Origin of the sequence: Fulverythrobacter ferritrahens (genome assembly GCF_020539485.1) — a bacterium.
Classification (GTDB): Bacteria; Pseudomonadota; Alphaproteobacteria; order Sphingomonadales; family Sphingomonadaceae; genus Andeanibacterium; species Andeanibacterium ferritrahens.
The window spans coordinates 371,845-386,106 of the sequence record NZ_JACDXU010000001.1 but is presented as its reverse complement, the minus strand read 5'-3'; the positions used below and the strand labels follow the sequence as shown (position 1 = coordinate 386,106).

The window sequence follows — 14,262 nt, the reverse complement described above, 5'->3', positions numbered from 1 at the left end:
AGCTTTTCTTCATGTCCCGTTCGTTGTCTGTCACGCTCGCGCTCGCACTCGGCTTTGCCGTCTCACTGGCCGGGTGCGATAGGGAAAGCGACCCCGCCGCGCAACCACAGGGCGACGTAACGTCCACTCAAAGCGCCAAGGAAGGCCCTGTCAGCCGCAAATTTGCCGGTGAAAGCTTGCCTGATTTTACCGCGACCGACCCTTCGGGCAAGGTGCTGGCCCTCGCCAGCCTGAAGGGCCAGCCGGTGCTGCTGAACCTCTGGGCCACATGGTGCGCGCCCTGCAAGGCGGAAATGCCGGTGCTGGACGCGATTGCCGCAGAGCATGAAGGCAAGCTCCGCGTTGTGACCGTCAGCCAGGACATGAAAGGCGCCGAGGTGGTCACGCCCTTTTTCAAGGAAGGGAAGTTCGCTCATCTGGAACCGTGGCTGGATACCAAGAGCGATCTCAGCTTCAATTCCGGCGCGTCCGACCTGCCTACGACGTTCCTCTATGATTCCAGCGGCAAGGAAGTGGCCCGCGTAACCGGCGCCTTCGATTGGGAGGGAGAGGAAGCCAAGGCCCTGATCGCCGAAGCCATGGGCAATGCAGGCTGAGCCATGACATCCCGCCTCGCCACGGATCTTGCCGCCCTTGCCTCCCGCCGTCAGGCCATGGGGGTGGCGGCGCTGGGGCTGGGAGGGCTGGTGGCGGCCTGCCAGGAAACTGTGGCGGCGCGCACCGCAAGTGGCGAGGCATGTCTCCTCACGCCAACCGAGATTCGCGGCCCCTTCCCCGCCGATGGCACCAATGCGAGCGGGCAGACCCTCTCCGTTTTCGGTCAGCGGGAGCTGGTGCGGCAGGACATCCGCAGCAGCTTTGCGGGAATGACCGGTGAGGCGCCCGGAGTGCGCCTCGATTGCGCGATCCGGCTGGTCAGCGCGCAAACCTGCGTTCCGCTGGCAGGCCGCGCGCTATATCTGTGGCAATGCGATGCGGCGGGCGATTACTCGCTCTATCACCGGCGTGACGTGAACTGGCTGCGCGGGATGCAGGCCAGCGACGCAGATGGCATGGTGCGCTTCACTACCATCATCCCCGGCTGCTACGGCGGGCGAGCCCCGCATGTGCATATCGAGGCTTTCAAGAGCCTTGATGCGGCAACCTCCGGCCATGCCAGCCTGCTCGTGTCCCAGCTCGCTTTCACCGAGGAGGAATGCGCCAGGGTCTATGAGGCGAGCCGCGAATATGGCGCAAGCTTGGCCAATCTGCGCCGGTGGCCTGCCACGCGCGACTTCGCCTTTTCCGGCCCGGAGGAGGAGCGGATGGCCCAGACCATCCACCTCACCGGCAGCCCCGAGAAGGGCTATGCCGGAACCGCGACCGTGACGCTGGGCTGAGAGGCCTCCGCCAGTCGCAAGCGGAGCCGCCTGCCGCCGTAGCAGCGCTGTGGACGCCAATCTCGCCATAGGAGGGAGTTGGCGGCACTGCGGCTTCGCAAGCAGCGGCCTGCAAGACACAGCTTCCCGATGCACGAGCGCTCGGCATACAAGCATCATGGAGATTCGCTGATTTCCATGGTGGGCGGTGAGGGGCTCGAACCCCCGACCCTCTCGGTGTAAACGAGATGCTCTACCAACTGAGCTAACCGCCCGATCACTCGGAAACCGCGCCTCTAAGCGATTTTTTCGCCCCGTCAACCGTGGCGTTCGCGGAACAGACGGGCACCAAATAGAACAGAACGGAACCAAGAGTCCCGACATAGTCCCGACCAAAATGGGAGCCGGCGAAGATCCTCGAAGGCAGAGAGCGGTGTTGTGGGGTTAAAATTGAAACTAGGGCGCGGACCGCTGATCTAGGGAGGGGGTGCGAGATTTGCCCTACATACCCTACATTGGCGGATTTCTGCGGGTTTCGCGCCCTACATTCTGCCCTACCTCATCCCTACCACATAGGAGCGGCCTTACCCTACATTTTGAAGTATAATATCGTTTATTTTCAATAATATAGGGTAGAGCGGTGAAATCCGTAGGGCAGACATAGGGATACGGGCACCCCTAAAAAGTAGCGGTTTTCCGAGAGTTTTGGAGAGGTTCGCACGGCATGTAGAGGATGTAGGGCAAACCGCTCCCCTCCCCCCTGCCGTGACTGACCGGCGCACACGCAAATCATCGCGTTTTTCCCGGTCACTGCGCACGGATATGCACCCTTCAGCGCATAGAATTAATCGCCCGAAAATGCAGCTCGTTTCCCAACGCACGGCCGAAGCCGGTCTGCACAAAACTCGACATAAGAAGCCCGCAGGCGAGGGGGGGAGCTGAGCGCGGCGCGCGGGGTTGGCGCGGGAGGGTTCGGCAATTGGGTTGCGCGGGCTCGTCAGCGCGATGACGCGGCGGGGGCTGGACATGGAAAGGGCCGCTGCGAGGGGTGCTCGCAGCGGCCCTGTTTGGCCCTTGGGGGCTGGGTTAGTTGCTGATGATCAGTTCGCGCGCTGGCTTGGGCTTTGGCCCGGTGCTGTAGGTAGTGCCCACTTCCTCGATATCGAAGGCGGCGAAGATCCGGCGCACTTCGGGGTGGTCGTTAAGGCTGAGGATGAAGCGGCCTTTGATGTCGGCCAGCAGCTGGGCCATCACTTCGAACTGGCCGCGATCGAACATGCCTGCTCCGTACATTCGCTCGCATCCGAAATAGGGGGGATCGAGATAGAACAATGTTCCCGGCCGATCCCAGCGGCGCAGGAACACCTGCCAGTCCAGGCATTCGATGTTTACGCCCGACATCCGATCGCCCAGGTCGGCCAACATCGGCGCGATCTTGGTTACATCGAAATAGGCGGGCCGACCTGCCACCATCGCAAGCGAGCGGGCCCCTGCCACCCTCCCCCCAAATGCCAGACGCTGCAGGTAAAGGAACCGCGCAGCCCGCCGCATGTCCGTCAGCGTTTCGGGATCCTGCCGCGACAGGCGCTCGAAATTGGCACGGCTGCTGATCTGGAAACGGATCATGTCGGTGAAGGCGACGTAATGATGTTCCAGCACGCGAAACAGGTTCGCCACGTCCTGGCTGGCATCGTTGATCACTTCGCACTTGGGCCGCCGGTCCCGGCGCAGGAAGACGCCGCCCATACCCACGAAGGCTTCGGCATAGGTATCGTGCGGCACGGCATTGATCCGCGCCACCAGGCGCTTGGCAAGGTTGCGCTTGCCGCCCAGCCAGGGTGCGACGGGGCGAACCGGATCAACGGCTTGAAAAGACTGCATGAAAACTGGACTCCCTAAAATCGTTCGCTAAATGTTCCGCCACTCGCGAGCGGCGGGACGAGTCGGGCGGCGATCGCGCCCGGCTTGCGGCAAGGGAGTTTGCCGGGGTGGAGCGTTGGCGCGCTCTGCCCCCCGCCTGCGCGGGCGGGAATTCAGGCGGCCACGGGGTGTGCGCTGGGCTTCCATTCGCTGAAGCGGATTACGTCTTGGCCGATCCAGTCATTCACTTCGGCCAGGCGCATTTGCAGCGGCTCGATCTCGTTGACGAAGAAGACATCGTTCGCGGTGCGGACATCGCCGAAGCCGCCGGCAGTCTGGGGGATCACGCCGAGGATCTGGGGCGGCACGCGGTGGGCGGCCAGCACATCGTCCCGCGTCACGTTCTTGATGTTCAGGAATTCGTCCTTGGCCGCCACTTCGCTGATCGGGATGATCTGCACTCCGTCTTTCTTGCCATTGGGCGCGTGCAGGAACAGGTTGCGGAAATTGCCCATGCCGCGCGCATCGCGCAGCGCCTTGCGGATCGCTTCCACATCGGCATCCTGCATGCTCGCTTCGGACAGGTAGAAGACGAAGCCCGCATGGGCGCCGTTGAGATAATAGCGGCGGCGGAACAGAGTGGCATTCTCGTTCAGCAACAGGCTCTGCATCGCGGCCATATATTCCGGCTTGCCGTATAGCTCCTGCGCCGTGTCATGCTCGATCAGGTGGAAAATCCGGCCGGGCTCGAACTGGTGGGCATCGTGGTATTTCTCCACGAACCAATAGGTGCCGTGTTTCCCGCGCCGGGTGTTGATGGCCAGGCTGTTCTTCAGCTCTGCCGTGCGGCCCAGCACATTGGGCACGTTTTCCAGATAGGCATTGCCCATCACGAGGAAATCCAGCGCATATTTGGCGAATTCCGCCCGGCTCAGCAGCGGGTGCGGAATGAAGTGCTTCACCAGCAGATTGCGCTTCACGCTGATGGCGCTGCCGTGATGGGCAGAGGCACCGCGCAGCTTGGACAGATCCTTTGGGTTGATCGGCGGTTCATACCAGCGCCCGTTCCACCAGCATTCGGTAAAGCCCAGCAGCTCGCGCCGCCCCATCACGGTCACGGCATCGTCCAAGGCAAAGGCGACAACCTGCCCGCCCGGCTTCTTCGCTTCTTCGGTCATTGATTGATCTCCACGCGGGGGGTGTTGCTTCCGGCGCCATCCGTGGCGTCCATCGGTTCGCAGAACAGGGCATGCAGCAGCGCCCAGGCCAGATCGCCATGGCCGGTCTCGGCGCTGCGGCGCGCCACGTAAGTCAGCTGGGTCTGGCCCTTGGTCAGCTTGGGGTGGATGGACATCAGCGCGGCGGCCAGATCCTTCCACCCGGCGTCGAATTCGACGCGGCGCTTTTCGAAGACGTTCTTGGCCTTCAGCACCATCTGAGTCTTCACCTGCGGCGAATAATCGATGCGGCGCGCGGTGGGGAACCATTTGCGGACCAGCTGATGCACCGCGCTGCCCATGCCGGTGCCATCGATGGCGATTTCGGTGACGCGATATTTGCGCGTCAACCTGCGGATTTCGGCGGCTTGCCCTTCATAATCCTTGCCCTTCCACTGGAACTTTTCCAGCACGCGGAACTTGCCGCGTGGGCCAATGGGCGGGGCCACCACCACGCAGCTGGCATTGTCCCCATCCTCGCTTTCGGCCGGATCGTATCCGATCCAGACTTCGCCATCGCCATAGGGGCGCAGGGCATAGGGCTGGAAATCGTCCCACACTTCCCAGCTATCGACCATGCAGGGGCGCAGCAGCGCCAGGGGGAAGCTGGATTTGCTGTCATCCACGAACTGGCACAGGAACAGATTGTCGAATTCATCGACCGAATATTCCAGGTGCAATTCGTCCAGGTCGACCAGATCGAAACCCAGCGCCACTGCATCGCGGATAGTGACGATGTGGCGCCAGATGCCATCTGCCGCCAGTTGCCCGCCCGCCAGCGCGCCATGGCTGATGTCGATGCGAAGGCGCTGTTCCTTGGCCCTGCGCTTGTTGAAGCGCTCCCCCGTCCACATGGGATAGGCTTCATGGGCGATGGTGCTGGGGGTGGAGAAATAGGTCTTGTGATAGCGCTTCTGGGTGCTGATCGCGCTGGCGACCTTGTTGATCTGCTCGAAGCCGTAGATCCAGAAGCATTCGTCAATATAGACGTCGCCGTGATAGCCTTGGGCCGTGCGATAATTGGTGCCCAGGAAATAGAAGGTTACGGGGTCCAGCGCCTCCCCATCGTCCCCTTCGCGGCTCACCACCATGGGGTCGCCCGTCAGCTGGCGGCCCAGCACGCTGAAGACGAATTCCACGATATATTGGCGGAAGATGTTGGCCTGCGCCCGGCTCGCGGAAATGAAGATCTGGTTGTTGCCAGTTTCCAGCGCGCGGATGAAAGCCTCGCGCGCGAAATAGAAAGTCGCGCCGATCTGGCGGGACTTCAGCAGCATGCGGGTGCGCCGCCCGCAATTGTCCCACCATAATTCCTGATAGCCGTAGAGGCAGTCCAGGAACGCCTGCTTCAGCTTGAGATATTCCTCATGCGTGATGAGGTTCTTGGGCTTCTTCTTCCGTTCCCCGGCGTTGCGATTGGCCACTTTCTCGTTGAGGTCGCCTTCATGGCCGCCCGGCTCGCGATAGCGGCGGACGCGGGCCATGCGCTCGATCTGCCGCCCCAGCAGATCGATTTCCTTCATGTCGCTGCCGCTCTTCTTCTCTTTGAAGATCAGCTGGTTCAGCCGCATTTCGCAGCTGTCTTCGATGCGGCGGATCACGGGATCATCGTCCCAGCGATCGCGCCGCTTCCAGCTGGCCACGGTGTTTTCCGAAAGCTGCAGTTCCTGGGCGATTTCCGTCACGCCCCAGCCACGCCAGTAATAGGCGCGCGCCACCCGCCGCGCATCATACGGAATCGGCGGCGGGGGAAGGGGGCACTCTGGGTTGACGGCGGCCATGGGGGTGCCACCCTGCGCGCGGGCGCGATCCACTTCCCGCACGCTCCTTTGTGATGACACGAACCACAATGCGGGCACATTGCCGGAAGGGGCCGATCAGGCGCGAATGGGCCTCACACGCTCATTCACACCCCGGAGCCGCCGCCCCATGGCAAAGACCAAGTTTTTCCGCGTTGCCGTTGAAGGCGACACCGTCGATGGCCGCAAGATCGACCGCGCCCATATCGAGCAGATGGCCGCCAGCTATGACCGCGCAACCTATACCGCGCGCATCAATTGCGAGCATCTGCGCGGCTATTCGCCGGAACCGCCCTTCAATGCCTATGGCTCGGTCGATGCGCTGAAGACCGAGGAAGTCACGCTGAAGCTGGGCGGCAAGGATCAGAAACGCCTTGCCCTGCTGGCCAGCTTCGATGTGAACGATCAGGCCCGCGCGCTGACCGCTGCCGATCAGAAAGTGTTTTCCAGCATCGAGATTGCGCCCAATTTCGCCAACAGCGGCAAGGCATACCTTTATGGCCTGGCGCTGACCGATACGCCCGCCAGCCTGGGCACCGAAGTGCTGAAATTCTCCACGCGGGAAGATGCCCGCAAGGATAATCTGATCGCCATTTCGGACGCCTTCAGCGTGGAATTCGAGGATGAAGGGCAGGGCGATGGCGAAGTGCGCGGCGCCTTTGCCGCCATGCGCAAATTCTTCGACAGCTTCACCGCGCCCGCGCCGCTGGCCCCGCTCCAGCCCACTGAGCCCACTCCGCCCAATCAGGGAGGCAGCGGCAGCCCTTCCGATCTGGCTGCCTTCGCGGCGGCCATGACCGAAGGCATGGACAGACTGGCCAGTGCCTTCACCGCATCGCAGGCCAAAACGGAAACCCGCCTGGCCAAGCTGGCGGAAGATTTCGCCAAACTGCAGGGCGAAATCGAGAAGGCCAAGCCCCAGACCTACCGCGCCCGGCCCTTGGCCAGCGGCGGCGGGGACCGCGAACGCGCGGTCTGCTGATCCGCCACCCTTCAATCCCGCCGCTCGCCCTTTTCTCCCGGAGCCCGAAATGCGTAACGAAACCCGCGACCTCTTCCACGAATATCTCGAAAACATTGCCGAGCTGAATGGCGCGCGGTCGGCCACCGAACAGTTCACCGTTGACCCTTCGGTCCAGCAGGTGCTGGTCGATCTGAAGCAGGAAGACCCCAGGAGCTTCCTTGGCCGGATCAACCTGCGCCAGGTGCCCGAACTCAAGGGCGAAATCATCGGCCTCGAAATCGGGGCGCCCAATGCCTCCCGAACCGACACCAGCGGCGATGGGGAACGCAAGACCAGCGATCCCAGCAGCATGTCGGCCCATGATTACGAACTGTTCCAGACCGATTACGACACCCATCTGACCTACAAGAAGCTCGACATGTGGGCGAAGTTCCCCGACTTCGAAAAGCGCATCCAGAACCTGATCGTCCAGTCCCAGCGGCGCGCCCATGTGATGATCGGCTTCAACGGCACCAGCGTGGCGGCCACCACCAACAAGGTGGCGAACCCCAAGCTGCAGGACGTCAACAAGGGCTGGCTGCAGAACCTGCGCGAAGATCGTGCATCGCAGGTCATGACCGAAAGCAGCGCCGGCAGTGGCAAGGTGACCTATGGGCCCGGCGGCGATTACGCCACGCTGGACGCGCTGGTGTGGGATGCGGTCAATTCGCTGCTGCCGCCCTGGGCGCAGGACGATACCCAGCTTTACGCCTTCGTCTCCCGCGATCTGCTGAAGGACAAATATTTCCCGCTGATCAATGAGGATCGCGATCCGACCGAGCAGCTTGCCCGCGATACGATCATGGCCACCAAGCGCCTGGGCGGCCTGCCGGCCGAACGCCCCTATGCCTTCCCGGCGGGCAAGGTGTTCATCACCAGCCACGAGAACCTTTCGGTCTACGAACAGGAAGGCAAGCGCCGCCGCACGCTGGTGGACAATCCGAAGAAGAACCGTTGGGAAGATTACCAGTCCAGCAACGATGCCTATCCGATCGAGGATTACGACTTCGCCTGCCTGATCGAGAACATCGAATACGTCGAATAACCGCCGCCGCGACCGGGGGAGAGGGGCAACCTTCTCCCCCGACACCCCTTCCGCTCATTCAGGATTTTGACTCATGCGCCTGAGCCCCGCCGCTCGTTTCAAGCAATCCGTTCTCGCCCGCGAAGCCGTTGAACAGGCCAGCGCCGCCGGTTTCGCGCCCGAACGGCAGGAGAGCGGCCCCGCCGCCACGGAATATGAATTGCTGCTGGCCGCTTTGGGCGAGGATATGCGCCGCCTGAAGGACATCCAGTCCACCGAAGGGAAGATTGCCGCCAAGCGCGAAATGATCGGCGCCTATGACGCGCATGTCGATGCCACGCTGGCCGCCGCGATCGACAGCGGCAAGGCCGTGCAGGACGAATTGCTGGTTAATATGATGATCTGGCGGCTCGACATCGGGGATTACGATCGCGGGCTGGACATTGCCGAGCATGTGCTGGGCTTCGGCCTGCGCCTCCCCGCCCGTTTCCAGCGCACCCCCGCCACGCTGGTGGCCGAGCTGATCGCGGAAGCCGCGCTGGAAGCTGCCAGGATCGACCGGGATTTCCCGCTACAAGTGCTGCAGCGCGCCGACCAACTGACCGGCGATTTCGACATGCCCGATGCCGTGCGCGCCAAGCTGGCCAAGGCACAGGCGCAGCAGCTGGTGCGGATCGCCCAGGCGGCGGACGCTGACCCGGACAATGCACCGGCGGGCGCGCCGCATGCCTCCCGCAAGGCCGCCCTCGCTCTGTTCCAGCGCGCATTGCAGCTGGAACCGAAGATCGGCGTGGTGAAGGATATTGAGCGGCTTACCGCCTGGCTCAACAAGCACCCACCTGCCCCGGCCGCTGCCCCGGCGGCAGATGCGGATGCCGCGACCGAATAACCAGCTCGCGCCCCGGCGCCGGGGGGCGGAACGGGATCGGGGCCGGGCCTTTGCCTTGTCCCCCACGATCCCGGTCCCCACCCCCCACTTCTTCCCCCTGCCCACATTTCAGCGGAGGCTTGATTGAACGGCTTCGTTTCCTCCCCTGCCCCTGCCGCCACGCCACCGGGCGAGCTGCTGGCCTGCGGCCCGTTCTGGCCGGATATCGACATCAACCATTTCCGCGATGCGCAGCGGATCGGCGGGACGCTGATCCCCACGCCGCGCCTGAGCGATGCCCTGCTGGGCGCCCTGATGGCCGTGGAAAGCGATTTGGCGGAATGGCGCGCTGCGCAGGAAGAACGCGGCTTTGCCAGCCTTGCCGCCGTGCCATCCGTCCAGATCGGCCCGCAGAAGCGCAATGTGCTGCTGTGGCGCCGCGCGGTCTATGCCATGGCCACGGCCGATCTGGTGGAAACCCATCGCGACGTGACGGCCACCGGCACAGGGCAGGCGGCATTGGGCGAGCTGGATTTGCGGGCAGAGGATCATCGCCGCAATGCCACCCATGCCATTCGGGACATTCTGGGCCGCACCCGCACCGCCGTGGAGCTGATCTGATGCCCGCCACCGTCACGGCCATGGCCCTGCAGGACGAAACCCTGTCCGCCCTGTGCTGGCGCGTGCTGGGCCAGACCGAAGGCGTGGTGGAACAGGCGCTGGCGATGAACCGCGGCATCGCAGCGCAGGGGCCGACACTGGCCGAGGGGCAAGAAGTGGTGCTGCCAAATCTCACCGCGCCGCGCGTGAAACAGCGCGAAATGATCCAGTTGTGGGATTGAGCCAGTGAAGAAGCCCGACCACTTGCGCGCCTTCCTGACTGAGGCCTTGCCCGAGCTGGGGCGAGAGCCGGATGCGCTGTCCATCTTCGTGAATAATGGCACCATCGCAGCCCGCCACGGGCCCAATCTGGGCTTCGAAATCCGCTACACGCTGCACCTGGTGCTGCTCGATTTCCGCAGCGCGCCACAGCAGCTGTTTCTGCCGCTAACCCTGTGGCTGCGCAGCCAACAGCCCGATCTGCTGCTGAACCATGAAACCGGAGTGCAGGCGCTGCAATTCCGCGTCGATCCGGTCGACAATGGCGCCGCCGATGTGGAAATCACTCTGCCCCTGTCCGAAGCGGTGGACGTGCTGCCCAGGCCGGATGGCACCTATGCCATGAGCGTGCGGGACGAGAGCCTGCCCGATTACCTTGCGCCTTTGGCGGACAATGTGGCGCTGCTGCGCCAGATCTGGGCGCCGGGCCCGCCCGCCAGCGAATTCCTTGTCGGCCATCCGGATGCGGATAATGGCGGGGGTTGATGGGGGCGACCTTGCGGAGCTGGAAGGCTTCGTAGGCGGTATCCTCAAATCGCTGGAACCCGCCGCGCGGCGCAAGCTGCTGCGCCAGATCACCACCACCATGCGCCGCCAGCAGCGGGAACGGATCAGGGCCCAGCGTAACCCGGATGGCTCGGCCTTTGCCCCTCGGAAAAAGCCGGTGCCGCCAAAGCCGGTGAATTTCGCGTTGAAGTTCCTCTATCCCTCTGGCGGCAGCGGAGAACCTCGCCTGGCGTTCATGAAAAGCTGGAAGAAGCAGGGCGATTATTACATCGGCCACGACATCCAGGTGGGCGAGGAACGGACCTTCAAGAAGGAGAAAATCCTCAAGTTTCTGGATGTCGATCCGACAGAAGAAAACAAATTCGCAGGCCGCATCCGCAAACGGACCACGATCCGCCAGCAGGCGATGTTCAAGAAAATCGGCAGGGAAATCCGCGCCGGGCAAAACGATCAGGAGGCATGGATCGGATTTGGCGGCATGGCGGCGGCAGTGGCTAACATCCACCAATATGGCCTGAAAGACAGGCCAGCGCCCCTTGCCCGCGAAACCCGCTATGCCCGGCGCGAGCTTCTAGGGATGACGGCGGCCGAGCGGGAAGCATTATTGGATGTTGTTATCGAGCATCTGGCGGGCAGCTAGGCCCGCGAGAATACCCAACAATGGCGGACCGCACCGTCCGGGCAATTCACTGGTTTGTCGGCCACAAATTCCGGGTTCTTCGACGAACGCAGAGCAAGGGTAAGCGAACGGTCCACGTCGATGGGCACCCCCACTTCCGCAAAGTGACGCCGAATTTCCGGCAGATACAGGGCAATCAGATGGTTGCGGCGGCTGTGATTGATAGTCAGCCCCGCCTCTTCCAGCCCATTCACGGCGGACCAGAATTCCTGCAACACACCCGAATAATCGGGATCGGCAAATCCGATGGAGCCATGGGGGACGCGCGCGACGTTCCAGCTATCCGCAATCTGATCGAGGCGATGTTCGAGCATGGCGCGCATCCGGGGATCGCGCTCTTTCTTGAGTGCGTTGCCCACGCGCAGCAGCTCGGCCACGCTGGCTGGGGGCGAAATATGCACGCCAGGCAATGCATAAAAGCCCTGCCGGCGGAGAGAGGGAAGTATGTCACCCGTCAGAATGCGCTGGAAGGCCTTGGCCTCATCTCGTTGTGAGCGAATGACGCAGGACCACATACCGCTTTCATTGACAACGGTGGCTTCCTGATCGCCTCCAAGGGTACGCACTTTGTGCGTACCCTTTTGGTCATCATCCAGCTTCCGGATCATGTCAGAGGCGTTTCGGTAACCAAGCACGGCTGCAAGATCCGTTGCGACCCACCAGGGTTGATCGCCGAGATGGACGACGCGAACGGTGCTGCCGCCGAATTCAAAAAGCGCGAGTTCGTTATTCATATGCGTTCCTAGTGTTCAATGCTCGAAACGTGTGGGCGTAACACCCGCACCCTCAATGCAGTTCGCGGGGGCGGGCATCGCATTTCAGAGTATAGGGTGCGGACGCGCGCACCTGCTCGATCTGGCGGCCGAAAGTGCGGAAGATCGCAGCGAAGTCACCGCCATCGAGTTCAGCGAAGCGATCCCCTGCTTCATCGCAGATCAGCGCGAGGGCCATCAGCGCGGTGGAAGCATCTTTCAGCGCGAGATCCTGATCTTCATCGACGACATAGCCGCGCGCGGAAATTTGCACTGCGACGGACTTGCCGGTATTCTGGCGTCCAGCTTGAGGCATGGGTTCGCTCCATGGTTCGAGTTAGGGCCGGGGTGGAAGTTGCCGCTTCCCTCCGGCCCACTTTCGTGTTAACGCGAAAGCATGAGCAAGTCAATTGATGTTAACACGAAAACACAAAAAAGGCGCCCGGACCAGACGGGCACTTTGGTAGGCACACGGTTCCAACCTGAAATGCTGGCGCGAATTGATGAGTGGATTGTCAGAGTGCCCCCCCCTTATCCATCTCGACCAGAAGCCGTCCGGCGGTTGATCGGCCCAATGCTTGATTATTATCGCCAATTGGACGTCGGTCTGGATCCCCAGATTGTGGGATTAGATGCCTCGGAAAAGCACTCAATAGAGCAGTGGAGAAAGTCGCTTCCCGACGAGCTATCCCTGCCCGAAGCGATCCGCCACCTTATCAAAGAAGGGCTGAAGCATGAGCGTGGCAAATAACGAAAATAAAAGTTCACTCAGCAATGCTCGGCGGTCATATCTCGAACGATCGATTGAACACAACGTAGCTGAAATGCGCCACCGTTCGGAGGTCGGCAACCAGCTTGGTCAGGCGACTCTAAAAAGTCTAATGCTGGTGAATGGGGGAGCGATTATCTCGCTTCTTACCTTCATCGGCAACAAAGGAGCTGTTGCCCACCCGGAACTGATAAAAGACGCGATGCTCTGCTTCGGCTTTGGAATCTTTACCACCCTAATCGCATATTTCTGTGCCTATTTTTCGCAGAATGCGTTCTTATTCTATGCGTCTGCGGTTTCCGAAAACGGAAATCGAGAGCTTTCAGACGATACGCCGGAGTATGATCCAGACCTCTATTTGCGCAGGGGCAACAAAGCACTCTACGGTGCAATTGCCCTCTCCGTGATTTCCTTGAGCTGCTTCATAGGTGGGGCCTTAACTGCCGTAAATGCCATCCTTTAGCCGATGCCGGTTTCGGGTGGTTCATTGCTCGAACATGCTGGAGCGATAACTTCTCATGTCATGTGGAACGACTGGGCAAACAGGAAGACGCTGGAAAGCGCTCCAATGAAATGGGCTTTCGCTCTCGCGCTTACACTTCTGCCAGCCCCCGCATTCGCCCAGCTGATCACCGGCAAGGCCCAAGCGATCGACGGGGACACGCTCAGGATGGATGGTTTCCGCATCCGCCTGCACGGCGTGGATGCGCCCGAGGCTGAACAGACCTGCCTGCGCGATGGAGGCGATTGGGCATGCGGCCAGGCTTCCAAGGCCGCGCTGGCGGCCCTGGTTGACGGCAAACAAGTGGAATGCGAGCAAAAGAGCCGCGACAATTTCGGCCGACCCGTAGCCTTGTGCCGCGCCGGCGGCATCGATATGGCGGACGAGCAGGCAAGGCTGGGCATGGTGGTCGCCCTGCCCGACTTCTCTCTCGCCTATGTCGATAGCGAGGCACTCGCCCGTACGAACCGCCTGGGCATCTGGGGCTCTCAATTCCAGATGCCGGCCGATTATCGCGCCGCCCACCCGGAAAAATACAGCAGGGCTGCCCCGCCCCAACGGGCCATCAGGAATGCGGCACCTGCCCGGCCCGCAGTCTTCTATCGCAACTGCAACGAGGCACGCGCAGCAGGCGCCGCCCCGCTTTATCGCGGCCAGCCCGGCTATCGTCCTGAAATGGATGGCGATAATGACGGAATCGCCTGCGAACCCTATCGCGGCCGACGCTAGAGGCCCGCTTTTCCGCCGGGTCCACTCGGCGCATCCGCTCCGCACCCGGCTTGCCTACGCCCCGTCGTTCTTCGTTCGTTCCTGAATGAGTTACTCTCTAGCCGGCAGGGTCGCCGCCACCTGTTGCCTGGCGAATTACCGGGCAAGGTGCGCCCAAAGATGATCGAGGCGGATCGGGACGGAAAACCCACCATCACCTTGCCCATGCCTCCGGAGCAGGCGTGGAAAACTGAAATCAGGCGTTGGCGTTGGCGCGCCTCGATCCAGCTCCATCCACGCCATTCGTCAGCGGTAGTGGTTAATCCGCCCTTCCGGA

17 protein-coding genes and 1 tRNA gene are annotated in these 14,262 nt (G+C 62.1%); 12 read left to right on the top strand and 6 right to left on the bottom strand.

The annotated features are described in order from the left end of the window. Window positions 1–11 precede the first annotated feature (11 nt). Both H0274_RS01835 and H0274_RS01830 read left to right on the top strand, forming a co-directional pair. On the top strand, window positions 12–596 hold the full coding sequence (locus H0274_RS01835) for a TlpA family protein disulfide reductase (protein ID WP_226792637.1): 585 nt from the start codon (window positions 12–14) through the stop codon (window positions 594–596). Between the two features lie 3 nt (window positions 597–599). Beyond that, entirely contained in the window at window positions 600–1,379 is a 780-nt protein-coding gene (locus H0274_RS01830) for a dioxygenase family protein (RefSeq protein WP_226792636.1), read from the top strand. 178 nt (window positions 1,380–1,557) lie between these two features. On the opposite strand, the gene H0274_RS01825 is transcribed toward H0274_RS01830, so the two are convergent. The 4 genes from H0274_RS01825 to H0274_RS01810 form a co-directional block, all read right to left on the bottom strand. Continuing rightward, window positions 1,558–1,633: transfer RNA gene (locus tag H0274_RS01825), tRNA-Val, on the bottom strand. 811 nt (window positions 1,634–2,444) lie between these two features. Beyond that, a complete protein-coding gene (locus tag H0274_RS01820) occupies window positions 2,445–3,239 on the bottom strand; it encodes a DNA adenine methylase (protein ID WP_226792635.1) in 795 nt (264 codons plus the stop codon). A gap of 152 nt (window positions 3,240–3,391) precedes the next feature. Further along, window positions 3,392–4,396 (bottom strand): phage portal protein, encoded by a 1,005-nt coding sequence (locus tag H0274_RS01815; protein ID WP_226792634.1) that lies wholly within the window; start codon window positions 4,394–4,396, stop codon window positions 3,392–3,394. Beyond that, window positions 4,393–6,249 (bottom strand): terminase large subunit domain-containing protein, encoded by a 1,857-nt coding sequence (locus H0274_RS01810; RefSeq protein WP_461395892.1) that lies wholly within the window; start codon window positions 6,247–6,249, stop codon window positions 4,393–4,395. Before H0274_RS01810 ends, H0274_RS01815 begins: the two co-directional genes overlap by 4 nt. A 115-nt stretch (window positions 6,250–6,364) precedes the next feature. Between H0274_RS01810 and H0274_RS01805 the strand changes: the two genes are divergently transcribed. From H0274_RS01805 to H0274_RS01775, 7 genes are all read left to right on the top strand, one after another. Then, the gene (locus tag H0274_RS01805; protein WP_226792633.1) at window positions 6,365–7,216 is read left to right on the top strand and encodes a GPO family capsid scaffolding protein; all 852 of its coding nucleotides are present in this window, start codon (window positions 6,365–6,367) and stop codon (window positions 7,214–7,216) included. Window positions 7,217–7,265: 49 nt separating this feature from the next. Next, window positions 7,266–8,282, top strand: a complete 1,017-nt coding sequence (locus H0274_RS01800; protein ID WP_226792632.1) for a phage major capsid protein, P2 family — start codon at window positions 7,266–7,268, stop codon at window positions 8,280–8,282. A gap of 73 nt (window positions 8,283–8,355) precedes the next feature. Beyond that, a complete protein-coding gene (gpM, locus tag H0274_RS01795) occupies window positions 8,356–9,150 on the top strand; it encodes a phage terminase small subunit (RefSeq protein ID WP_226792631.1) in 795 nt (264 codons plus the stop codon). Window positions 9,151–9,273: 123 nt separating this feature from the next. Continuing rightward, entirely contained in the window at window positions 9,274–9,750 is a 477-nt protein-coding gene (locus H0274_RS01790) for a head completion/stabilization protein (RefSeq protein WP_226792630.1), read from the top strand. Further along, window positions 9,750–9,971, top strand: a complete 222-nt coding sequence (locus H0274_RS01785) for a tail protein X (protein WP_226792629.1) — start codon at window positions 9,750–9,752, stop codon at window positions 9,969–9,971. The genes H0274_RS01790 and H0274_RS01785 overlap by 1 nt, the downstream gene beginning before the upstream one ends. Before the next feature lie 4 nt (window positions 9,972–9,975). After that, window positions 9,976–10,494, top strand: a complete 519-nt coding sequence (locus H0274_RS01780) for a phage tail protein (RefSeq protein ID WP_226792628.1) — start codon at window positions 9,976–9,978, stop codon at window positions 10,492–10,494. Next, the gene (locus H0274_RS01775; protein ID WP_226792627.1) at window positions 10,481–11,155 is read left to right on the top strand and encodes a phage virion morphogenesis protein; all 675 of its coding nucleotides are present in this window, start codon (window positions 10,481–10,483) and stop codon (window positions 11,153–11,155) included. The genes H0274_RS01780 and H0274_RS01775 overlap by 14 nt, the downstream gene beginning before the upstream one ends. Here H0274_RS01775 and H0274_RS01770 read toward each other — a convergent pair. Further along, window positions 11,152–11,928 carry a BRO-N domain-containing protein gene (locus H0274_RS01770; protein ID WP_226792626.1) on the bottom strand — a complete coding sequence of 259 codons (777 nt, stop codon included), beginning with the start codon at window positions 11,926–11,928 and terminating at the stop codon, window positions 11,152–11,154. The two genes, H0274_RS01775 and H0274_RS01770, sit on opposite strands and share 4 nt — an antisense overlap. 52 nt (window positions 11,929–11,980) lie before the next feature. Further along, window positions 11,981–12,262: a hypothetical protein gene (locus H0274_RS01765; RefSeq protein WP_226792625.1), complete on the bottom strand. Its 282-nt coding sequence runs from the start codon at window positions 12,260–12,262 to the stop codon at window positions 11,981–11,983. Between the two features lie 81 nt (window positions 12,263–12,343). Between H0274_RS01765 and H0274_RS01760 the strand changes: the two genes are divergently transcribed. The 3 genes from H0274_RS01760 to H0274_RS01750 all read left to right on the top strand — a co-directional run bounded on the left by H0274_RS01760 (window position 12,344) and on the right by H0274_RS01750 (window position 13,946). Next, a complete protein-coding gene (locus tag H0274_RS01760; RefSeq protein ID WP_226792624.1) occupies window positions 12,344–12,697 on the top strand; it encodes a hypothetical protein in 354 nt (117 codons plus the stop codon). Continuing rightward, complete coding sequence (locus H0274_RS01755) at window positions 12,681–13,178, top strand: hypothetical protein (protein ID WP_226792623.1); 498 nt, start codon at window positions 12,681–12,683, stop codon at window positions 13,176–13,178. The genes H0274_RS01760 and H0274_RS01755 overlap by 17 nt, the downstream gene beginning before the upstream one ends. A 105-nt stretch (window positions 13,179–13,283) precedes the next feature. Then, entirely contained in the window at window positions 13,284–13,946 is a 663-nt protein-coding gene (locus H0274_RS01750) for a thermonuclease family protein (protein WP_226792622.1), read from the top strand. The last annotated feature ends 316 nt before the right edge of the window (window positions 13,947–14,262 follow it).

Excerpts from the sequence above, each read along its gene's own strand:
- H0274_RS01775 (WP_226792627.1), top strand. The coding sequence starts at position 10,481 with ATGGCGGGGGTTGATGGGGGCGACCTTGCGGAGCTGGAAGGCTTCGTA.
- H0274_RS01760 (WP_226792624.1), top strand. The coding sequence starts at position 12,344 with ATGAGCAAGTCAATTGATGTTAACACGAAAACACAAAAAAGGCGCCCG.
- H0274_RS01755 (WP_226792623.1), top strand. The coding sequence starts at position 12,681 with ATGAGCGTGGCAAATAACGAAAATAAAAGTTCACTCAGCAATGCTCGG.
- H0274_RS01750 (WP_226792622.1), top strand. The coding sequence starts at position 13,284 with ATGAAATGGGCTTTCGCTCTCGCGCTTACACTTCTGCCAGCCCCCGCA.
- H0274_RS01785 (WP_226792629.1), top strand. The coding sequence starts at position 9,750 with ATGCCCGCCACCGTCACGGCCATGGCCCTGCAGGACGAAACCCTGTCC.
- H0274_RS01805 (WP_226792633.1), top strand. The coding sequence starts at position 6,365 with ATGGCAAAGACCAAGTTTTTCCGCGTTGCCGTTGAAGGCGACACCGTC.
- gpM (WP_226792631.1), top strand. The coding sequence starts at position 8,356 with ATGCGCCTGAGCCCCGCCGCTCGTTTCAAGCAATCCGTTCTCGCCCGC.
- H0274_RS01830 (WP_226792636.1), top strand. The coding sequence starts at position 600 with ATGACATCCCGCCTCGCCACGGATCTTGCCGCCCTTGCCTCCCGCCGT.
- H0274_RS01800 (WP_226792632.1), top strand. The coding sequence starts at position 7,266 with ATGCGTAACGAAACCCGCGACCTCTTCCACGAATATCTCGAAAACATT.
- H0274_RS01835 (WP_226792637.1), top strand. The coding sequence starts at position 12 with ATGTCCCGTTCGTTGTCTGTCACGCTCGCGCTCGCACTCGGCTTTGCC.
- H0274_RS01770 (WP_226792626.1), bottom strand. The coding sequence starts at position 11,928 with ATGAATAACGAACTCGCGCTTTTTGAATTCGGCGGCAGCACCGTTCGC.
- H0274_RS01765 (WP_226792625.1), bottom strand. The coding sequence starts at position 12,262 with ATGCCTCAAGCTGGACGCCAGAATACCGGCAAGTCCGTCGCAGTGCAA.
- H0274_RS01815 (WP_226792634.1), bottom strand. The coding sequence starts at position 4,396 with ATGACCGAAGAAGCGAAGAAGCCGGGCGGGCAGGTTGTCGCCTTTGCC.
- H0274_RS01820 (WP_226792635.1), bottom strand. The coding sequence starts at position 3,239 with ATGCAGTCTTTTCAAGCCGTTGATCCGGTTCGCCCCGTCGCACCCTGG.